This window comes from Prauserella rugosa, assembly GCF_000719975.1.
Lineage (GTDB): Bacteria > Actinomycetota > Actinomycetes > Mycobacteriales > Pseudonocardiaceae > Prauserella > Prauserella rugosa.
On the sequence record NZ_JOIJ01000027.1, the window covers coordinates 18,292 to 38,616 of the forward strand.

Sequence of the window (20,325 nt, forward strand, 5' to 3'; positions counted from 1 at the left end):
TGACCGTCTCCTCTCCTGCCTTGTGGGCGGCTTCGCCGACAATTCTGCCGCCGCCGGCCGCAGGAGGGGAGGTGAAGCGACGCGGGCGGATCCGGACGAGCTGCCCGCGCCTTCGCCCGTCACATGAGTTCGAGGAAGAACGGCAGTTCCTGCGGGGCATACCAGGCGAGCTCGTGGTCCTCGGCATCCCCGAGGACGAACTCCGCGTCGAGGTCGCCCAGGTCGGCCCTGTCGATCGCCTCGGCTGCGGCGAGCACGGCCTGCTCCGCCTCGGCCGCGTCCACGTGCACGGCCGCGATGTCGTCCATGGTGATCGACCCGGCGACGCGCACCACGGCGCTGTCGAGGTCGGGCCGCGGGGTCACGTCCGACTCCTCGAGATCGGCGGCGACGACCACCCGCCGGGGTGGCTCCTTCTCCGCAGCGCCCTCTGACTCACGGCCCTCGGACTCGCTGCCGGGCTCGTCGCCCGCACCGAGCAGCCGGAGCGACGCGCGAGCCGCGTCGAGCAGCGCGGCATACTCCAGTTCCTCGGTCGAGCCGCTGACGTACGCCTCACGCAGCGCCGGGGTCAGCGAGAACGCCGTTCCACGTACCGGCGTCAGGTGTCCTTCGTCGACCAGATGCCGCAGCATGCCGATCGTGGCGGGCACGTACACCCTCACCATGTGCTACCCCTCAGCTCTTCCAGTGATTCCTCGATCGTCTCCGCGAGGACATCGACGTCGTGCATGGCCTTCCGGTCCCCGTTCAGTCCGAAGTAGACGCTGCCACGGTAGGACGTGACGCCGACGGCCAGCGACTGGTCCTTCGCCAACGGCAGAACCGGGTAGATCGCCGACAGCTGAGCCGACCCCGCCTGCAACGGCTCCTGAGGACCCGGCGTGTTGGCGATCAACACGTTGAACCCGCCCCGCGGCGCGGCACCGGCGACCCTGGCCGCCATCGAGTGCATTGTCGCGGGCGCGAATCCGCCCATCCTCACCATCGCACGCGCGGTCACCGGCCGGGTCGGGCGGAGCTGCTCGCACATGGCGTGACTGACGTGCCGCAGGCGCACCACCGGATCCGGCTCGCCGACGGGCAGATCGATGTAGTGGGCGGCGATGTGGCTGGTGGTCAGCTCGGCCGGCGAGAACTCGGCGTCGTCGGCCTGCAGCGCCGTCGGCACGAGCGCCCGCACCGAGGCGGTGGAGGGCACGTGGCCGCGAGACTGGAGCCACTGGCGCAGCGCTCCGCTGAGCACGGTGAAGATCACGTCGTTGACGGTGCAGTCGCGCGCCGCACGAACCCGCCGGAACGCCTCCAGGTCCGTGCGCACCCCGGCGAACACCCGGCCACGGGAGACCGGCGCGTTGAGCCGGGTGGCTGCCGGCGCGGGGCTCGACCTGCGCAGCGCCCCGGCCACGGACATCGCGGTGCCCGCGGTCCGGGCGGTACGACCGATCCCGGCGACGACCCCGTCGGCGAGGAAACGCATGTTGTCGACCAGATCGCGGGGACTCGACGCGGCCTCGCCCACGGCGCCTGCGACGAGACTCGGCCACGTCGGCTGCCTGCGCGGGGTCCACTCGGCACCGTCGTCCGTACCGTCGTCCCTGCGTTCGCCCGCGTCCTCGAACAGCACCTGGGCGAGGTCGACCGTGCGGACACCGTCGACCAGCGCCTGGTGCGTCTTCGTCACCAGTGCGACCCGGCCACCGTCGAGCCCTTCGATGTAGTAGGCCTCCCACAGCGGGCGGTCCCGATCCAGTGGCCGCTGCATCAGCCGCGCGACGAGCTCGAACAGCTGCCGATCCGTTCCGGGAGCGGGCAGTGCGGACCTGCGCACGTGGTAGGTCAGGTCGAAATCGACATCGTCGACCCACACCGGACGCGCGAGGTTCCCGGGCACCGACAGCAACCGCCGCCGGTAGCGGGGCAGGTAGTCGAGCCGCCGCCGGACGAGCTCCATCACGGCCTCGAAGCCGAACCCCTCCCGTGGGCGCTCGAGCACGGCGACACTGCCTGCGTGCATGGGGGTCGACGACTGCTCCCCGTTCAGGAACGAGGCGTCCAGTGCCGAGAGGCGGTCGAGCATGGGTCGATCCTGGCACAGACGACCTGGGCGGGGCGTGGAAGACTCACGGCCGTGACGGACCCAACCGCAGTGTCGCCGAAGGACCGGTTCCTCACCGTCTACGGCCGCAAACCGGTCCTCGAGGCGCTCGCCGACCCCGAACTCGATGTCGACAAGGTGATTCTCGCCGACGTCGCGCGCGGCCCCGCGGCCGCCGAGATCCAGCGCGCCGCCCAGGACGCGGGCGTGCCGGTGCAGCGCGCCAGCGCCCACCGGGTGAAGGTGCTGGCCGGCAACGGCAAACAGGACCAGGGAGTGCTGGCCGACGTCGTGGCACCGCGCATGCGCCCGCTCGACCACGCGCTCGGCGAACAACCGGTCCCCACCCCGGTGCTGGTCCTCGACGGCATCACCACGCCGGCCAACGTCGGCATGATCCTGCGGACGGCCACGGCCGCCGGACTCGGCGGCATCGTCGTGCCGCGCCGCGGCGTCGCAGCACTGGACCCGCTGGTGATCAAGGCTTCCGCGGGCGTGGCGTTCCGTGCGCCGTTGCTGCGGTGCGGCACCGCCCTCGACGCGGTCGAACAACTCACCGAATCGGGTTACACGGTGTACGCACTCGGCTCGGAGGACTCGTCCTCGACCGGCGCCGCACACAGCGGGGTCACGCCCCTGTTCGACGCCGATCCGCCGCCGCGCTCGGCGTTCGTCCTGGGCGGGGAGACCGACGGGGTCGACTCGACGGTCGCGAACTACGTGGCGAGCTGGCTGTCGATCCCCATGCCCGGCGACGTCGAATCGCTCAACGTCTCCGCCGCCGCGGCCGTGCTCTGCTTCGACCTGGTGCGCCGCGGCCTGACCGGGTAGCCCGCCCGGCTCACAGGCCGGGCAGCATGGCCGTCAGCTCGTCGACGGTGTCCCGGACGGACGTGTGCCGGACGCCGACCATCCCGGCCGCGACGGCGCCCGTGACGTTGCCCGGAGCGTCGTCGACGAACACGCAGGCCTCGGGCGGCACGCCGAGTCGCTCCGCCGTGAGCAGGAAGATCTCCCGCTGCGGCTTGACCACACCCACCTCGCCGGAGAAGACCAGCACGTCGAACCACCCGGAGAGCCTGCGGCGCACGGAGCCACCGCCCGCGGCGTTGGACAGCAGCGCCGTCCGCAGGCCACGGTCCCGTGCCCGGTCGAGCAGCTCGTACAGCCGGTCGGACTCGACGTCGGTGAGCACTCCTGCATAGTCGACGACGATCGCCGCCACCGGCCACGTCCCGGACTCGTTCGACACCCGGCAAGTGTAACCGGCGCGACCACTCGGCGAGTATTTCACCCGAAACCGTTAAATCGGACATTCGATGAATCCGCGGACCGTTGTTTCCACCTCTACGGAAGAGCACACCGGGAACGGTTGCCGGTGCTGCGGAAAAACACACGAGGGGGAGCTGAGTATGATTACTCAACACCATTGTCCGGACGTCGGAACGCTCGAGAACTACGAGCCGCACCGCCCGGACGGGTCCGATGTGGGCGGTCGCCCGATTCTTCCGGCCGCGACCGTCGAACGGTTACTGCTCGGCATTCCGGGCCAGCGGACCGGACGCAGGCCACGCGAAGACCTGTCCCGAGCACAGGTCGAGCACCTGCTCGTCGCGCTACTCGAAGTCCGGAGTGGACACCGGACCGTCGCACAACTCGGCGATCGGGTCTCCCCGGCGCTGGGCAGCAGACTTCGCGCCGAGAAAAGCCGGAAACTGCCGCGTTATCACCTGCGCTCGGCGCACCTGTGCCGCACCGCGGACGATTCCCTCGAGGTGGCGGCGACCGCATGGGCGCAGTCCAGACTGCTGGCCGTGACCGCCCGTTTCGAATGCCGCGCGCGCCGCTGGCGGTGCGCACAGTTCTCGGTGCTCGAACCGCCCGCAGGAGGATGAGCGCGGTGCGGCCACGGTGACGCGTGGCCGCCCGCGAACGTGTGCGGGGCCTGCCGGGTTCTCCCGACAGGCCCCGCACACGGAACCGGGAAGCGACTACTTCTTCGCCGACTTCTTGTTCTTCTTGGCCTCTTCACGGGCCGCCGCGCGCCGCTCGCGTCGCGAGCCACCCGAGCCTGCGTTGTTCTTCGCCGACTCGGCCGCACCGCGCGCCTCGACGCCGCCACCCTCGGCGGGACCGGAGTAGGTCAGCGCCTGCGGGGTGCTCCCGTCGAGCCCCTTGCCCTGCAGAGCGGCGGGGGCCGCGTCGCGCTCGGCCGTCGGCTGCGGGGGCGCGGGGCGTGCGTGCCTGCCACTGCGCCCACCGGAGGAGCCGGAAGAATCCGATGCACTGGACGAGACCGGGCTCTCCGCCGCGGCGGGCGCGTCACTCTTCGGCTCGGCCTGCTCGACCTGCAGGTTGAACAGGAAACCGACCGTCTCCTCCTTGAGCGACTCGAGCATGCCGGTGAACATGTCGTAGCCCTCGCGCTGGTACTCGATCAGCGGGTCGCGCTGCGCCATCGCCCGCAAGCCGATGCCCTCCTTGAGATAGTCCATCTCGTAGAGGTGCTCACGCCACTTGCGGTCCAGCACCGACAGCACGACGCGGCGCTCCAGCTCCCGCATCGCACCCTCGCCGACCGTGCTCTCGAGCTCGGCCTCGCGCGCCGCGTACGCCTTGTTGGCGTCGTCGAGCACGAGTTCCCTGAGCCGGTCGGGGCTCATGTCCTCGTCGTCCTCGACGAGCTGCTCCCAGTCGAGCGAGACCGGGTACAGCGTCTTCAGAGCCGTCCACAGCTTCTCGAAGTCCCAGTCCTCGGCGTATCCCTCGGAGGTGGCGCCGTCGACGTAGGCGGTGATCACGTCGCGGATCATGTTCTGCACGTGATCACGCAGATCCTCGCCCTCGAGGACCCGGCGGCGCTCGGCGTAGATCACCTTGCGCTGCTGGTTCAGGACCTCGTCGTACTTGAGGACGTTCTTGCGGATCTCCATGTTCTGCTGCTCGACCTGCGTCTGAGCGCTCTTGATGGCCTTGCTGACCATCTTGTGCTCGATCGGCACGTCCTCGGGCAGGTTGAGGCGGTTCATCACCGTCTCGACCATGGAGGCGTTGAACCGGCGCATGAGCTCGTCGCCCAGCGACAGGTAGAACCGCGACATGCCCGGGTCACCCTGACGGCCGGAACGACCGCGCAGCTGGTTGTCGATCCGCCGGGACTCGTGCCGCTCGGTGCCGAGCACGTACAGACCACCGGCCTCGCGCACGGCGTCGGCCTCGGCCTTGGCGTCCCCGGTGACCTCCTCGAGCACCTTCGGCCACGCGGCCTCGTACTCCTCCGAGTTCTCCACCGGGTCGAGCCCGCGCTCCCGGAGCGTCTCGTCGGCGATGATGTCCGGGTTGCCGCCCAGCACGATGTCGGTACCGCGACCGGCCATGTTCGTGGCGACCGTAACGGCGCCACGACGGCCCGCCTTGGCGATGATCAGCGCTTCGCGGTGGTGCTGCTTGGCGTTCAGCACCTCGTGCGGGACACCGAGCTTGAGCAGCAGCTTCGACAGGTGCTCGGACTTCTCGACACTGGTCGTGCCGACCAGCACCGGCTGGCCCTTCTCGTGTCGCTCGGCGATGTCCTCGGCGACCGCCTCGAACTTGGCCTGCTCCGTCTTGTAGATCAGGTCCGCCTCGTCGGAGCGGATCATCGGCCGGTTCGTCGGGATCGGCACCACACCGAGCTTGTAGGTCTGGTGGAACTCCGCCGCCTCGGTCTCGGCGGTACCGGTCATGCCGGAGAGCTTGTCGTAGAGGCGGAAGTAGTTCTGCAGCGTGATCGAGGCCAGCGTCTGGTTCTCGGCCTTGATCTCGACGCCTTCCTTCGCCTCGATCGCCTGGTGCATCCCCTCGTTGAAGCGCCTGCCTGCGAGGACGCGACCGGTGAACTCGTCCACGATGATGACCTCACCGTTACGGACGATGTACTCCTTGTCCTTCTGGTACAGCTCCTTCGCCTTGAGGGCGTTGTTGAGGAAGCCGACCAGCGGCGTGTTGGCCGCCTCGTAGAGGTTGTCGATACCGAGCTGGTCCTCGACGAACTCGACGCCCTTCTCGGTGACACCGACGGCGCGCTTGCGCTCGTCGACCTCGTAGTGGACGTCCTTGGCCATCAGCGGCGCCATGCGCGCGAACTCGACGTACCAGCGCGACGACTGGTCGGCGGGGCCCGAGATGATCAGCGGCGTCCGCGCCTCGTCGATGAGGATCGAGTCGACCTCGTCGACGATCGCGAAGTTGTGGCCGCGCTGGACACAGTCGTCGAGGCTCCACGCCATGTTGTCGCGGAGGTAGTCGAAGCCGAACTCGTTGTTCGTGCCGTAGGTGACGTCGCAGGCGTAGGCCTCCCTGCGCTGCGCGGGCGGCATGTCGGCGATGATCGAGCCCACCGACACCCCGAGGAAGCGGTGCACGCGGCCCATCCACTCGGCGTCACGTTTGGCCAGGTAGTCGTTGGTGGTGACGACGTGCACGCCCTTGCCGGAGATCGCGTTCAGGTAGACCGCCATGACCGAGGTCAGCGTCTTGCCCTCACCGGTCTTCATCTCGGCGACCTGGCCGAGGTGCAGCGCCGCACCACCCATGAGCTGGACGTCGTAGGGGCGCTGGCCCAGAACCCGGCGTGCGCCCTCGCGCGCCACGGCGAACGCCTCCGGCAACAGGTCGTCGAGGGACTCGCCGTCGTCGGCGTAGCGCTTGCGGAACTCGTCCGTCTTGGCGGCCAGTTCGGCGTCGGAGAGGCCTGTGACGTCGTCTTCGAGGGTGTTGATGTGCGCCGCGATACGGCTGAGCCGTTTCACCATCTTGCCCTCGCCCGCGCGGAGCAGGCGGTTCAGAAGCATCCGGGTCGACCTCGCTAGTTGGTTCGTTTTTTCCTGCGCCACCCCGGGCCGCGCCGGGCAGCCGGGTGCGCCGCGCCCGGCCGGCGGGGACACCCGAGGCCACACGACACCGTCCCATCGTAGGGAAGGTCCAGCCCCCAGCGCACACGGCGTGGCGACGTGGGCCCGTCAACTCCCCACATAGCGGTGAGAGCGCGACGAAAGTGGCACCCGCAGTTCACACCCACCACACGCCGGGCCGCCGCGGGTGCGGACAGAGCGAGGCGGCCCGCACCTCGCCGGTGCGGGCCGCCTCCCCGGTCACAGGGTCATCCGAGGCGGATGACGCCGTAGTCGAACCCCTTCCTGCGGTAGACGACGCTGGGCTTGCCCGCGTCGGCGTCGTTGAAGAGATAGAAGTCGTGCCCCACGAGCTCCATCGCCGACAGCGCCTGGTCGACGGTCATCGGCACGCCCGAGTGCTGTTTCTCGCGCACGATGAGACCGGGGCCGTAGTCGTCGGCCAGGTCGCCACGGTCGTCCGGCATGTCGTCGGACGAGTCCATGCGGTCGTCGTGCCGCTGGGACGGCAGGCGGATCGTGCCGTCGGTGTTCTCGGTCATCGCCGAATCCGACATCGCCGAATCAGTCATGGCCGCGTCGGCCGTCCCCGCCTCGGACTCCGACGGGGCGTCCATGACGGCCGTGGCCAGACCGCCACCCGCGCGTCCGTCGACTCCGCCCGCGGTCGCCTCGGCCACCGACTCCGGTGCGCGGCGCCCATAATGTACTTTTCGGCGATCGTGAGCTCGCCGCATCCTATTTTCGATCTTGCTCACCGCGGCGTCGAGCGCGGCGTAGAAATCGCCTGCGCACGCTTCCGCTCGCATGGCAGGGCCCTTACCCTTACCCGTGATTTCGACACGCTGGCAGTTCTTGGACTGACGCCGATTGGGCTCGTGAAAAAGCTCCACCTCGTAGCGGATCACCTTGCGGTCGTACCGCTCGAGGCGCCCCAACTTCTCACTCACGTGCTCGCGGTAGTGGTCCGGAACCTGCACGTTACGGCCCTTGACGACGATATCCATACGCGACCTCCCTCGCGGACTGCGAGTCTATTGCGGTGAACACCAGCGCCGGGGAGAAGAAATTGATCACGGTCGATTAGGCAGACCTGTGCATCAATTCCGGGGATTTCAGCTTTCCGCCGACGCCAGGGACATTTACTGGCCACCTCCCTGTTGCCGGGAATTGCTGTTAGCGGTGCACATTAGCCCGGTTCCGGCTTCGACAACAGCCCCCGGTGCGGGGGACGTCGGACGGTGAATCGCGGTCACCGAGCGAAGCGGAGAGCCGGTGTGCAACCCCTTTCGGGACCTCGATCGGAGCAACGTCGGGGTGAACGGCGCATGGCCACCCGCGAACGGACGCGCATCCGTCTGGCGGACGGTGACGATCACGCTCCTCATATCTCACCAACGAACGGACCCGCGAAGCGGGTTCCCCGGCACCCGATCGTGTCAACCTAGGCGGCGGTGAGGGTCAACGCGGCGCCGACGGGCACGCCGGCCCCGGCCAGCGCCGCCCTGGCCGCCGACAGCGTGGCGCCCGTGGTCACGACGTCGTCCAGCAGGACAACGGGCGTCCCGCGCGGAGGGCAGGCGTCCTCCCGCACGCGAAGGCGACCGGCCAGGTTGGCCGCACGCTGGGTGCGATCGAGGCCGACGGCGTCCCGCGCGCCCGCCGCCAGCCGCAGGGCCGGTGCGACGGCGACGGAGTGGCCGTCGGCGTGCAGCGTCGCGGCGCACCGCCTTGCCAGCGCCAGCAGGTGCGATCCACCGCGTCGCCGGGCCGCGCTGGGCCTCGACGGCACCGGAACCAGCCACCACGTGCCGTCCGGGCCGGGGCGCGCGGTCGGCAGATGCGGCACGGCGGCCGCCAGTGCGTCGCCGAGCGGCCCGGTCAGCCCCCTGCGCCGGTGCTCCTTGTGCGCGACGACGAGCGCGCGGGCGGTCCCTCGATAGCGGGTCAGCGCGTGCGTACCCGCACCACGGGCGACGAGCTCGGGTGTGTCGAACACGCTCCGGCACTCGGCGCAGCACACGGTGCCCGCCCTTCCGCAGCCCGCGCAGTCCTCGGGAAGCACCAGGTCGGCCAGTGCCGAACCCAGCCGCTCGCCGCGCGAGACCCACGATCGCCAGGCCGGGACCGCTGCTGCCGCTTCCGCCGCCTCGTGGGCGGCCCTCCCCCTGTTCCACATCGGGACCCACCCTGCCCGCGACCCCCGACACTTCCCGACGGACGGTTCCCGCCGGGCGCGATCAGCCGGGATAGAACGGCACGGCGTCCGGCGAGCGCTGGTCGTGCGGACGCCACACGTCCCCGAGGTCGCTGGCGGTCCACAGACCGGTGGCGTCGGCGACGACGGTGGGCCTGCCCGGAGCGGCGGTGATGCCGCGCATCGGGGCGATGAGGTTCGAGCTGTTGAACTGGTCGATCCGCAGTCCGTCGACCGGCACCCTGAGCACGGGCCGCGACTCCGAACGCGTCGCCACGACGAGCGTGTCCTGGCCGTTCCAGTCGAGTGCCACGGCGTCGGACAGGTCGTCGCCCTGCAACACGCGCGGGGCGCGCAGCGACACCGACGTGCGGCTCTCGGTGTCGCGGACCACGGCGGCCACCACGACCTTGCCGTCGACGATCATCGCCGCGCGAGTTCCGTCCCTGGACAGCCGCAGCTCGGTGATCTCGCCCATCGGAGCGATCTCGGCGGAGTTGACCGACTGGGCCACCCAGCGGCCCTCACCGTCGGGCACGACCTGCAGCACGCGTTCGCCGCCGCTGACCGTCCACACCTCTCGGGACTGTTCGCCGCGCGTGGTCGCGGGCAACCAGGTCGGGCGGGTGAGCGACTCGGCGTCGACGTCGACCTGCTGGGCCTGTTCGCCGTACAGCCCCACCCGCAGGCGCACGTCCCTGCCCGCCTGTTCGACGATGGCGAGCTGGTCACCGCCGAGGGACTGCGCTGCGCTCTGCACCCGGTAGTTCCCGGCGCCGGCGGGACCCTCGATGGGTGCTCCGCTGCCGAGCGAGTAGATTCGTCCGCCCGCGACCATGAGACCGGGCAGATCGGAGCTGGGGGTCGCGGCCGCCTCGTAGGCGGGCAGCTCGCCGGGCCGCCAGTCGGCGTGGCCGTCGATGAGCGCACTGCCGTCCGACAGCAGCCGGATGCGACTCGTGGTGACCGTCTGCAACGACCGGACGACCTGCGCGGCGATGAGTTCGCGGTCCTGCCTGCTCCGGTCGCCGACCCCGGTGAGCGGCACCGACAACGCGCCGTCCCTGGTCGTGGTCACGTTCGTCTCGAGCGAGGCCGTGTCCCCGAGCGGGTTGCGCACCGCACCGGCCAGGCCGGACGACGGACCGGACAGCAGCAGGTCGACCACGCGTGCAGGCAGGCCCGACTGCGGCCTTGCCACGACGTAGCGCACGTCGGGCACGAGCACGTTCGTCTCCGGTGCCGCGAAGTACACGGGCACGCGGAAGTAGGTCTCCTCGAAGTCGGACGCCGTGATCATGATGCTCTGCGGCGGGTCGACGATGCGCCATTCGCCGTCCTCCTTGCGCAGGAGGATGCTCTGGGCGACCGGTTCGTCGGAGGGGATGAAGGCGCCGTCGCCGCCGAGCCTGCCGACGTGGCCACCACGCACCGTGATGACCTGTTCGGGCGGGCCCTGAGACGTGGTCGGGGTGGTCGGCGCCGTGGTGGGCGGATCGGTGGCGGGTGAGGCCGGGTTCGGCGGGGCGGCAGGAGGGGTCTGCGCCGGCCGGTCGCCCCGGGGCGGTCCGCTTCCGCCGTCGTCACCCGGGCTTCCTCCGGAGTCCCCTTCGGAATCCCCCGAGTCACCACCGGAACCACCGCCGGCATCACCGTCGGAACCACGGCCGGAGTCCCCGGAGGAGTCGCCGCGGGGCACGTCGGGTTCGGCCTCGCCGTAGACGGTGCTGAACTCGTCCTCGATGACGGCGACGTTCTGGTCGGGGTGCCACTGCTGCCGCGCACGTTCCGACAGGTAGGCACGCGCGGCCGCGTAGTCGGCCGCGGGCTCGGCGCTGGCCTCGACGAACTCCCGCACGAGCGTCAGCGGATCGAGGCCGGGCGCGGGTTCGGGTACCGCCTCGGTGGCCCTGCCGGGACGCTGCTGCGGCAACGCCTCCGGCTGCGACTCGTTGGGAATCGCCGCGCAGCCGGCCGCCATCGCGGCACTCATCAGCAGCGCAAGCAGCCGCGCCCTGCCGGTCCGGCGCCCGTGTGCCCTGCGGAGGGCCTGCCGTGCACTCACACCGTCTCCCCTGGCTGGACGTCCACCGCCACCTCGGCGTCCGCGCCCGTGGCCCGCACCGGGACATAGTCCTCCGGCGGTAGCGGCAACGGGCTCTCGGTGTACTCGGCACCGACGCGACGCGGCAGCGTGAGGCGGAAGCACGAACCGTGTTCGGGCTCGCCCCACGCGTCGAGTGTGCCACCGTGCAGACGGGCGTCCTCCTGGCTGATGGCCAGGCCGAGCCCGGTACCGCCGGTGCGCCGGTTGCGGGACGGGTCGGCACGCCAGAACCGGTTGAACACGAGCTCGGCCTCACCGGGCCGGAGTCCGATGCCGTGGTCGCGGACCGTCACGGCCACGGCGCCCGTGGCCTCGTCGTCCTGCTCGCGGGTCTCGGCCAGGCGCACCTGCACGGGCCTGCCCTCCCCGTGGTCGACGGCGTTGGCGAGCAGGTTGCGCAGGATGCGTTCGATGCGCCGGGCGTCGACCTCGGCGGTGACCTCGTGGTCGGGTACGTCGATCTCGACGGGACTGCCGGTCGAGTCCGCGATGGCGTGCACCTGTTCGGCGGCCCGCTCGACGATCGGGCGCAGGTCCACCACCTCGGCCGACAGTTCCTCCACGCCCGCGTCGAGCCGGGAGATCTCGAGCAGGTCGGCCAGCAGCTGCTCGAACCGGTCGAGTTCGTCGGTGAGCAGCTCGGTGGAGCGCGCCAGTCCGGCGGGGAACTGTTCGCGGGAGGCGTGCAGCACGTCGGCGGCCATGCGCACCGTCGTCAGCGGCGTCCGCAGTTCGTGCGAGACGTCGGAGGTGAACCGGCGCTGCAGCTGGCCGAACTCCTCGAGCTGCTGGATCTGCCGTTGGATGCTCGCCGCCATCTCGTTGTACGACACGGCGAGCTTGGACAGATCGTCCTCGCCGATGACCTCGAGCCTGCGATCCAGATCCCCGTGCGCGAACTCCTCGGCCGCGCTGGCGGCACGCCGCACCGGCTGCACGACCTGGCGCACGACGATGTTGGTGATCCCCGCCAGCAGCGCCAGCAGCGCGAAACTGCCGACCACGAGCGTGCTCTGCACCGTCGTGACCGTGTTCTGCTCGGAGGTCAGGGGGAACAGCAGGTACAGCTGCAGCGGACGCGTCGTCGTGGTGATCGGGGCACCGACGGCGAGGTACGTCGTGCCGCCCGCGGTGTGGAACTCCTTCGCGCGGACGTTGGTCTCGACGAAATCCCTGAGCCGGTCGGAGACCTTCTCGTAGGGGCCTGCCGAGATGGTGCGGTTCGCGGGCTGATCGGGTTCGCCCGCGGCCAGGACCGGTTCGAACGCGCCCGCGGCCGAGCTGGCCGCGTCCTGGGTGGCGATCGAACTGCTGGTGATGCGGTTGACGGCGTTGGTGAGCCGGTCACGCAGCTGGTCGTCCTGCCCCGCGTCCCCGACGAGCTCGCTCTCCACCGACCGGACGACGACGTCGAGCTGCGCGCTCGCGGCGTCCTCCTTGGTGGTCATGAGGCGATCGGTGATCTGGTTCTGCAGCACCATGCCGAGCACGAACACCACGGCGGCCGACATGGCCAACGTCGAGATCGTCACCCGGAACTGCAGGGAGTGCCGCCACAGCTCCCCGAACGCGGTGCCCTTGCGCCGCCCGAACGCCGCGACCCGGCGAGACAGCGCCAGCAGTGCCCTGCCGAGCGCGGTCAGGCGTTGCTTCATACGACGATTATGGTGGGCCGGCCTTGTAGCCCACACCGCGCACGGTCAACACGACCTCGGGGTGTTCCGGGTCGCGTTCGACCTTCGAGCGCAGGCGCTGGACGTGGACGTTCACCAGGCGCGTGTCGGCCGCGTGGCGGTAGCCCCACACCTGCTCGAGCAGCACCTCGCGGGTGAAGACCTGGCGCGGCTTGCGGGCCAGCGCCACGAGGAGGTCGAACTCCAGCGGGGTCAGCGAGATGGGCTCGCCGGCCCGCGTCACCTGGTGGCCGGGCACGTCGATGGTCAGATCGCCGATCGTGAGCGACTCCGCGGGCTCGGCGTCGTTGCGACGCAGCCGCGCGCGCACCCTGGCGACGAGCTCCTTGGGCTTGAACGGCTTCACGACGTAGTCGTCGGCGCCCGATTCGAGGCCCAGCACGATGTCGACCGTGTCGCTCTTCGCGGTGAGCATGACGACGGGGACGCCCGACTCGGCGCGGATGGCCTTGCAGACGTCGATGCCGTTCATGCCCGGCAGCATCAGGTCGAGCAGCACCAGGTCGGGCTTCATCTCGCGGAACGCGGGCAGCGCCCGGGAACCGTCCGACACCACCGCCGTCTCGAAGCCCTCGCCGCGCAGCACGATGGTCAGCATCTCCGCGAGAGCGGGGTCGTCGTCGACGACCAGCACACGTGCCTTCATGCGCAACATATTCGCACCCGCATGCGCGAAGGCTGCGAGAGACCCGACGTCGGCGTGTCCGCAGGCCCCCTCGACACCGCCTGCGGACACGGACCGCCGCGGATCCGGGCGGAACCACGGCCCCGCGATTACGCCGAACGGACCACGAGCATGCCCCGACCGCACCGCACCCGGCAGATCTCGGCGACCGTGACCGCACCTTTAACAAGGTGATAACTCACATCTACCGCCGAACGGGGCGATTCTCGGCAGCATGGCCGTTAGTGTTGCGCTATGCGGAACTCCGATGCTGCCCCTCACGCCGCCCGGAACTCCGACGACTCCCTCGCCGCCGAACCGCCGCGGCCCGACGCCGAACCGAAGAGTCCGGTGCAGTCGGTCGACAGAGCGGTCAGCATCCTCGAGCACCTCGCCAAGGACGGCGAAGCGGGGATCACCGAGATCGCCGACGAGCTCGGTGTGCACAAGTCGACCGCGTCACGGCTGGTGTCGGCTCTCGAGATGCGCAACCTCGTCGAGCAGGTCAGCGATCGCGGCAAGTACACGATCGGGCTCGGCATCGTCCGGCTCGCCGGCGCCGCCACGAGCCGGATGGACCTGGCCAAGCTGGGCAACCAGACCTGCCAGAACCTGGCCGACTCCCTCGGCGAGACGGTCAACATCGCGGTCGCCGACGGCGGCATCGCGATCAACATCAGCCAGGCGTTCGGCTCGGCCTCCATCACCGCGCAGAACTGGACGGGCAGGCGCACCCCGCTGCACGCGACCTCCAGCGGCAAGGTCTTGCTGGCGTACATGACCCCGGCCGAGCGCAGGGAGATGCTCCAACAGGGACTCGAGGAGTACACCCCGCGCACCACGACCTCGCGGGACGAACTGGCGGGGGAGCTGGCGCGCATCGCCGAGGACGGCTACGCCGCGTGCTTCGAGGAGTTCGAACTCGGGCTGCACGCCGTCTCGGTGCCCATCTACGGCGACGGTGGCTCGGTGATCGCCGCGATGAGCGCCTCGGGTCCCTCGTACCGGCTCTCTCGCCAGCGCATCCGGCAGATCATCGGCCCGATGCGGGACGCCGCCATGGAACTGTCGGCACAGCTCGGGCACTTCCCGACCTGACACGCGGGCGAGCCCCCACGCCGGCCGGACCCGGTCAGCAGAACCCGGCAGGCGTCCTTCTGCGCTCCCGCGGCACGCCGAACTCCGCGGGTTGGCACGTGGTCTCCAGCACCGACATCCACAGGTCGCCGTCGGGGTCGACCCGGTTCCGGCGGCTGGTCATCAGCGACAACGGCACGTGCACGAAGCGCCGTCGCCAGCGTGCGACGGCGATCTCGGTCCTGCCCGCCATGGCCGCGTGGGCCGCCGCGTGGGCCAGCCGTAGGCAGTACACGCTGTCGTAGGCGTTCGCCACGACACTGCGGATCGAATAGCTCGGGTCGATGTAGCGCATCGTGGGAGCGAGGCCCACCGCCGTCAGATGGTCGGTGATGCGCTGCTTGAGCAGGTCGTCGATCCGGCCGAGCTTGACGTTCCCGGACGCGTCGGTGCCCAGGCCGTCCCTGCCGGGCAGGCCCGGTTCGTCGAGCAGATCCTGCCCAGCCCCCTCGGCCAGCACGATGACGACGAACCCCTTCTCCCGTACGTGGTGTTCCACGTAGGCCAGCAGCCCGTCGGGCCCGTCGAGCGCGAACGGGATCTCCGGAATCAGAACGATGTCGGCGCCGTTCGCGGCCAGCGCGGCGTAGGCGGCGATGAACCCGGAGTGCCTGCCCATCAGTTTCACGAGACCGACACCGTTCGGGCTGGCCGCGGCCTCGACGGAGACCGACGAGATGAAGTCCATCGCACTGGCGAACGCGCTCTGGAACCCGAAGGACTGATCGGTGAAGGGCAGGTCGTTGTCGATCGTCTTCGGCACGCCGAGCACCGCGATGTCCAGTCCGCGCGCCTCGATCGCCTTGCTCAGGCACGTCGCGGCGCGCATCCCCCCGTCGCCGCCGATGACGAACAGGACGTCGATGCCGTGCTCGACGAGGCTGTCCACCATCTCGTCGGGGTCCTGGTTGCCGCGCGAGCTGCCCAGGATCGTGCCGCCCGCGTTGTGGATGTCGCGGACGTGCTCGGGGGTCAACTCGACGGTGTCGTCGCGGTACTCCGCCGTCAGACCGCGCAGTCCGTTCCGGAACCCGACGATGCGCTTCACCTTGTAGTGCACGGCGAGTTCCTGCACGAGGCCGCGGATGACGTTGTTGAGCCCCGGGCACAACCCGCCGCACGTCAGGATTCCGGCCGTGACCGACGACGGATCGAAGTAGACCTTCCTGCGCGGGCCTGCGGCCTCGAAACTCGGGACCTGCTCGGGTGGAAGGTCGTGCCCGGCCAGCATGGACACGGTGTCCTCGAGCAGCACCCGGTCGCCCTCGGCGACGTAGTGCGGAGAGGTCTGTTTCGTCGTGAGCATCTCGGAGAGCGGCGAGTCATATCGACACTCACCGAGACGGCGAACCCGAAGGTCGTCCAACTGCAGCGTCACCGAAGCTCCTCGTCGAACGTCGTGTGGCTGATGCGGCGAATCTGGTTGCGCGAGATCAGGAGCGACTCCGCCCTCACCTCGCCCTCGTGGATCTGCGGGCGCCCGAGCAGGTGGCCACCGCTGACTCCCGTGGCGACGAAGAACGCGTCGCCGGTCACGAGTTCGTCGCAGCGGTAGATGCGCTCGAGAGACATTCCGGCGGCGCGGATGGCATCGGCCTCCTCGTCGCGCTGGGGCGCGAGCCTGCCCAGCATGCCGCCACCGAGTGCGCCGACCGCGGCGGCCGTCATGACTCCCTCGGGAGTGCCGCCGACCCCGAGGAGGAGATCGATGTCGAGGGACGGCAGGAGCACGGCCAGGCTCCCTCCGACGTCCCCACCCGCGGGGGTCTGCACCGACGCACCGGCGCGCACCACGCGCTGGATCAGGTCCCGATGCCGCGGCTTGTCCATGATCATGACGCGCAGTTCGCCGACCTGTTTCCCGAGTGCCTTGGCGACGTTGGCCAACGTCTGCTCCGGCGGATCGTCGAGGTCGATGCTGCCGGCCGCCGCTGGCGGCACCACGATCTTGTCCATGTAGAACCCGGGTCCCGGCGACCACAGGGTGCCCCGCTGTCCGAATGCGATGGTCGCCAGCGCACCGGGAAGGTCCTTGGCGCAGAACGAGGTTCCCTCGAGCGGATCGACGGCGATGTCGAACTCGGGGCCGGCGCCCGTGCCCACGACCTCGCCGTTGAACAGCATCGGGGCGTCGTCCTTCTCACCCTCCCCGATGACGACCGTCCCGCGCCCCGGCGCACCGGCCAGCGCCTCGCGCATGGCCTTCGTCGCCGCGGCGTCGGCCGCGTCCTGGTCGTAACGGCCGACCCACGCGTAGCTGGCGACCGCGGCGGTACGGGTCGCCTCCAACGCGACGGCCTCCAACGCATGAATGTCGCCGCGATTCACCTGCACGCTCTCGTTCCGAGACTGCATCATGGTCTCCTGCTCAGTTTTCTGCGGAAAAGATGAACCACGGCGACATACGCGAACGCATTCTCACTCGAGATTCGCGTGCAGGCGCCACAGTTCCCGCGCCTGCGTTCCGCTCGTCTTCCACAGAGCGTGGAAGAGCGCATCGGTGATCAGCAGTACCGATTGTTCGAACAGACTTCCCGCGTACTGGACGGAGGCGTTCCCGTCGAAGTCCTGCTTGTCCGCGGCAGGCACCACGAGGACCTCCGTCGCGATCCTGGCGAGCGCGGACCCGGGAGCCGTGGTCAGGGCGATCACCTCGGCACCCTGTTCCCTGGCGGTCTCCGCGGCCCGGACGACGCGCTTCGTCGACCCGGATCCCGACGCCGCGACCAGCACGTCGTTCGGCCCGATGGCCGGTGCGGTCGTCTCGCCGACGACGTGCGTGGCCAATCCGAGGTGCATGAACCGCATCGCGGCCATCTGCAGGGCCAGGCCGCTCCGGCCGGTCCCGACCGTGAACACCGCGGGCGCCTCGAGCAGTAGCGCCCCGGCTCGAATCCAGGCCGCGGACTGCACGGCCGCACTCACCCGGTCCACCTCGCCCACGACCGCACGTGTCGCGTCCGAGAACAGTGTTTCGTCGAACGCCTTCGGAATCGACTTGGTCAACGGAATTACCTCCAGTTTCGAAACCGGTCGAGTGCGACCGGGCCGGTGCTCGAGCTACGCCGAACCACCGGAGAGAATCGCCTTCCGCGCGATGGAGAAGGTCATGAAAATGATCGACCGGCAACACGCCGGGAAGCAAGGTTCCCGGCATTTGCAGGTATTATCGCGTGATTGGGATAGTCGAATACCGGACCGCGGAAACCGGGCCGCCCTCAGCCCGAGCGCGCGGCTCGCAGACTGCGGCGCGCCGCCGCGACCACGGTCTCGGCGGTGATGCCGAACTCCCGGTAGAGCGTCGCGAAATCGGCGGAGGCGCCGAAGTGCTCCAGCGAGACGATCTCGCCCGCGTCGCCGGCGAACCGGTGCCACGGCTGCGCGATTCCGGCCTCGACGACCACCCTGGCCCGCACCGACGGCGGAAGGACCTGCTCCCGGTAGGACCGGTCCTGGCGATCGAACCACTCCACACAGGGCATGGACACCACCCGCGTGGGCACCCCGTCCGCCTCGAGTACGTCCCTGGCCTCGACAGCCAGCTGCACCTCGGAACCGGTGCCGACGAGCACGACCTTGGGACTGCCCGAGGACGCCTCGGCCAGTACGTATCCGCCGCGGGCGACACCCACCGGCGACGTGCCTTCGAGGACCGGCACGTTCTGCCGGGTCAGCGCCAGTCCGGCAGGCGCCGTGGTGTCCTCCAACACGGCCTTCCAGGCGTACGCGGTCTCGTTGGCATCGGCGGGTCGCACCATCGACAGCCCGGGAATGGCGCGCAGTGACGCCAGCTGTTCGACGGGTTGGTGGGTCGGACCGTCCTCACCGAGGCCGATCGAATCGTGTGTCCACACGTAGACGACCGGGAGTCGCATGAGCGCGGCCAGGCGCACCGCGGGTCGCATGTAGTCACTGAAGATCAGGAAAGTGCCGCCGTACGGCCGGGTTCCGCCGTGCAGGGCGATCCCGTTCAGGATTGATCCCATCGCGTGCTCGCGGATGCCGAAGTGCAGTGTGCGCCCGTATGGTTGGGCCTTCCATGCGTTCGTGGAGATCTCGGTCGGACCGAACGAGTCGGCGCCCTCGATCGTGGTGTTGTTGCTCTCGGCCAGATCCGCCGAGCCACCCCACAGCTCCGGCAGGGCGTCCCCGAGCTTCGCCAGCACCGCGGCCGAGGCCTTCCGCGTGGCGACGCCCTTCGGGTCGGGCTCCCACACCGGCAGATCCGCGGCCCAGTCGCGCGGTAGTTCGCGGGCGCGCAGGCGATCCAGCAGCGCCTTGCGCTCCGGGTTGCTCCGCGCCCATGCGTCGAACTCGAGCTGCCACTTCTCGCGGTCGGCCCTGCCGCGCGCGGCCACCTCGCGGGCGTGGCGAAGCACGTCGTCGTCGACGTCGAAACTCCGCTCCGGGTCGAAACCGAGCGTGCGTTTGAGCCCGGCCAGCTCCTCGGCGCCCAGCGCCGCACCGTGCACCTTGCCGGTGTTCATCTTGGTCGGTGCCGGATAGCCGATCACGGTGCGCAGGACGATCAGGGTCGGCCGGGAGCTGTCGCGGTTGGCCTGTTCGACCGCCTCCAGGAAGCCGGCGACGTCCTCGCCGCCGTGCACCGTGAGGACCTGCCACCCGTAGGACTCGTACCGCTTGGCGGTGTCCTCGGACAGCGCGATGTGCGTGTCGTCCTCGATCGAGATCTCGTTGCTGTCGTAGATCACCGTGAGGTTGCCGAGCCGCTGTGTTCCGGCCAGTGAGGACGCCTCCGACGTGACGCCCTCCTCGATGTCGCCGTCGGAGGCGATCACGTAGACCCGGTGATCGAACGGGCTCGTTCCCGGCTCGGCGTCCGGGTCGAACAGGCCGCGCTCACGACGGGCCGCCATGGCCATCCCGACGGCGTTGGCCAGTCCCTGACCGAGTGGACCGGTCGTGGTCTCGACACCCGTGGTGTGGCCGTACTCGGGATGCCCTGGGGTGAGCGAGTCCCACGTGCGCAGGGCCTTCAGGTCGTCGAGCTCGAGCCCGTAACCGGACAGGAACAGCTGGATGTAGAGCGTGAGGCTCGAATGTCCGGCCGACAGCACGAACCGGTCGCGGCCGATCCACTGCGCATCAGCGGGATCGTGCCGCATGACCCGCTGGAACAGCGCATACGCCACGGGAGCCAGGCTCATCGCCGTGCCGGGATGCCCGCTGCCGCAGCGCTCGACCGCATCCGCGGCAAGCACGCGGGCCGTCTCCACCGCACGTTGGTCCAATTCGGTCCAGTCACGGGGGATCCGTTTGGTGGTCAGGCGAACGACCTCGTCCGCCGATTGGGTCACACGGTGCTGAGAGACCGATTCGTTTGCTGCCATCGAAACGCACTCCTGTTGATGTCAGTTCTTCGTGGCCTTGCCACACCGGCGGGCGCCGTACGCCTGCCCGCCGGTGTGGTCGTCGTCGCCTCAGGTGTTGGCGCGTTTGCGGAGTTGGCTGGCGGCTTCGGCGGGGTCGGGGGCGTTGTAGATCGCGCTGCCGGCCACGGCCACGGTCGCCCCGG

Annotated in this window: 16 protein-coding genes; 3 read left to right on the forward strand and 13 right to left on the reverse strand. The window is 69.8% G+C overall.

Annotated features, from left to right (window positions below; genetic code table 11):
- Nucleotides 1-119 precede the first annotated feature (119 nt).
- Together IF64_RS0122995 and IF64_RS0123000 are read right to left on the reverse strand one after the other, a co-directional pair.
- Nucleotides 120-665 (reverse strand): DUF6912 family protein, encoded by a 546-nt coding sequence (locus IF64_RS0122995; protein WP_211252648.1) that lies wholly within the window; start codon nucleotides 663-665, stop codon nucleotides 120-122.
- On the reverse strand, nucleotides 662-2,080 hold the full coding sequence (locus IF64_RS0123000) for a WS/DGAT/MGAT family O-acyltransferase (protein ID WP_030534262.1): 1,419 nt from the start codon (nucleotides 2,078-2,080) through the stop codon (nucleotides 662-664). Before IF64_RS0123000 ends, IF64_RS0122995 begins: the two co-directional genes overlap by 4 nt.
- Nucleotides 2,081-2,131: 51 nt before the next feature.
- On the opposite strand from IF64_RS0123000, the gene IF64_RS0123005 reads away from it, so the two are divergent.
- Nucleotides 2,132-2,929, forward strand: a complete 798-nt coding sequence (locus tag IF64_RS0123005) for a TrmH family RNA methyltransferase (RefSeq protein ID WP_030534263.1) — start codon at nucleotides 2,132-2,134, stop codon at nucleotides 2,927-2,929.
- A gap of 10 nt (nucleotides 2,930-2,939) precedes the next feature.
- Here IF64_RS0123005 and IF64_RS0123010 read toward each other — a convergent pair whose 3' ends face one another.
- Nucleotides 2,940-3,350 (reverse strand): HAD-IA family hydrolase, encoded by a 411-nt coding sequence (locus IF64_RS0123010; protein WP_246134762.1) that lies wholly within the window; start codon nucleotides 3,348-3,350, stop codon nucleotides 2,940-2,942.
- 160 nt (nucleotides 3,351-3,510) lie between these two features.
- Here IF64_RS0123010 and IF64_RS0123015 point away from each other — a divergent pair, with 160 nt between their 5' ends.
- Nucleotides 3,511-3,993 (forward strand): Rv3235 family protein, encoded by a 483-nt coding sequence (locus IF64_RS0123015; protein ID WP_145600424.1) that lies wholly within the window; start codon nucleotides 3,511-3,513, stop codon nucleotides 3,991-3,993.
- 96 nt (nucleotides 3,994-4,089) lie between these two features.
- Here the strand turns inward: IF64_RS0123015 and secA are convergent, their stop codons facing one another.
- The 6 genes from secA to mtrA all read right to left on the reverse strand — a co-directional run bounded on the left by secA (nucleotide 4,090) and on the right by mtrA (nucleotide 13,634).
- Nucleotides 4,090-6,930 (reverse strand): preprotein translocase subunit SecA, encoded by a 2,841-nt coding sequence (gene secA, locus IF64_RS0123020; protein WP_030534266.1) that lies wholly within the window; start codon nucleotides 6,928-6,930, stop codon nucleotides 4,090-4,092.
- 308 nt (nucleotides 6,931-7,238) lie between these two features.
- On the reverse strand, nucleotides 7,239-7,997 hold the full coding sequence (gene hpf / locus IF64_RS0123025; protein WP_030534267.1) for a ribosome hibernation-promoting factor, HPF/YfiA family: 759 nt from the start codon (nucleotides 7,995-7,997) through the stop codon (nucleotides 7,239-7,241).
- 437 nt (nucleotides 7,998-8,434) lie between these two features.
- Nucleotides 8,435-9,169 (reverse strand): ComF family protein, encoded by a 735-nt coding sequence (locus IF64_RS0123030; protein ID WP_246134763.1) that lies wholly within the window; start codon nucleotides 9,167-9,169, stop codon nucleotides 8,435-8,437.
- Between the two features lie 61 nt (nucleotides 9,170-9,230).
- Nucleotides 9,231-11,252, reverse strand: coding sequence for an LpqB family beta-propeller domain-containing protein (locus tag IF64_RS0123035; RefSeq protein WP_051758102.1), 2,022 nt, complete (start codon nucleotides 11,250-11,252; stop codon nucleotides 9,231-9,233).
- The gene (gene mtrB / locus IF64_RS0123045) at nucleotides 11,249-12,949 is read right to left on the reverse strand and encodes an MtrAB system histidine kinase MtrB (RefSeq protein ID WP_030534269.1); all 1,701 of its coding nucleotides are present in this window, start codon (nucleotides 12,947-12,949) and stop codon (nucleotides 11,249-11,251) included. The genes IF64_RS0123035 and mtrB overlap by 4 nt, the downstream gene beginning before the upstream one ends.
- A 7-nt stretch (nucleotides 12,950-12,956) precedes the next feature.
- A complete protein-coding gene (mtrA, locus tag IF64_RS0123050; RefSeq protein ID WP_030534270.1) occupies nucleotides 12,957-13,634 on the reverse strand; it encodes an MtrAB system response regulator MtrA in 678 nt (225 codons plus the stop codon).
- A gap of 273 nt (nucleotides 13,635-13,907) precedes the next feature.
- Between mtrA and IF64_RS0123055 the strand changes: the two genes are divergently transcribed.
- A complete protein-coding gene (locus IF64_RS0123055; protein ID WP_030534271.1) occupies nucleotides 13,908-14,750 on the forward strand; it encodes an IclR family transcriptional regulator in 843 nt (280 codons plus the stop codon).
- Between the two features lie 34 nt (nucleotides 14,751-14,784).
- On the opposite strand, the gene IF64_RS0123060 is transcribed toward IF64_RS0123055, so the two are convergent.
- The 4 genes from IF64_RS0123060 to tkt all read right to left on the reverse strand — a co-directional run bounded on the left by IF64_RS0123060 (nucleotide 14,785) and on the right by tkt (nucleotide 20,140).
- Nucleotides 14,785-16,167, reverse strand: coding sequence for an ATP-dependent 6-phosphofructokinase (locus tag IF64_RS0123060; RefSeq protein ID WP_030534272.1), 1,383 nt, complete (start codon nucleotides 16,165-16,167; stop codon nucleotides 14,785-14,787).
- A complete protein-coding gene (glpX, locus tag IF64_RS0123065; protein ID WP_246134764.1) occupies nucleotides 16,164-17,147 on the reverse strand; it encodes a class II fructose-bisphosphatase in 984 nt (327 codons plus the stop codon). Before glpX ends, IF64_RS0123060 begins: the two co-directional genes overlap by 4 nt.
- 60 nt (nucleotides 17,148-17,207) lie before the next feature.
- The gene (gene hxlB, locus IF64_RS0123070) at nucleotides 17,208-17,795 is read right to left on the reverse strand and encodes a 6-phospho-3-hexuloisomerase (protein ID WP_030534274.1); all 588 of its coding nucleotides are present in this window, start codon (nucleotides 17,793-17,795) and stop codon (nucleotides 17,208-17,210) included.
- 212 nt (nucleotides 17,796-18,007) lie between these two features.
- Nucleotides 18,008-20,140: a transketolase gene (tkt, locus tag IF64_RS0123075; RefSeq protein ID WP_030534275.1), complete on the reverse strand. Its 2,133-nt coding sequence runs from the start codon at nucleotides 20,138-20,140 to the stop codon at nucleotides 18,008-18,010.
- Nucleotides 20,141-20,325: the final 185 nt, after the last annotated feature.

Coding starts and splice junctions, on each gene's coding strand:
- mtrB (WP_030534269.1), bottom strand. CDS start 12,949: ATGAAGCAACGCCTGACCGCGCTCGGCAGGGCACTGCTGGCGCTGTCT.
- IF64_RS0123055 (WP_030534271.1), top strand. CDS start 13,908: ATGCGGAACTCCGATGCTGCCCCTCACGCCGCCCGGAACTCCGACGAC.
- hpf (WP_030534267.1), bottom strand. CDS start 7,997: ATGGATATCGTCGTCAAGGGCCGTAACGTGCAGGTTCCGGACCACTAC.
- mtrA (WP_030534270.1), bottom strand. CDS start 13,634: ATGAAGGCACGTGTGCTGGTCGTCGACGACGACCCCGCTCTCGCGGAG.
- IF64_RS0123000 (WP_030534262.1), bottom strand. CDS start 2,080: ATGCTCGACCGCCTCTCGGCACTGGACGCCTCGTTCCTGAACGGGGAG.
- glpX (WP_246134764.1), bottom strand. CDS start 17,147: ATGATGCAGTCTCGGAACGAGAGCGTGCAGGTGAATCGCGGCGACATT.
- IF64_RS0123015 (WP_145600424.1), top strand. CDS start 3,511: ATGATTACTCAACACCATTGTCCGGACGTCGGAACGCTCGAGAACTAC.
- tkt (WP_030534275.1), bottom strand. CDS start 20,140: ATGGCAGCAAACGAATCGGTCTCTCAGCACCGTGTGACCCAATCGGCG.
- IF64_RS0123030 (WP_246134763.1), bottom strand. CDS start 9,169: ATGTGGAACAGGGGGAGGGCCGCCCACGAGGCGGCGGAAGCGGCAGCA.
- secA (WP_030534266.1), bottom strand. CDS start 6,930: ATGCTTCTGAACCGCCTGCTCCGCGCGGGCGAGGGCAAGATGGTGAAA.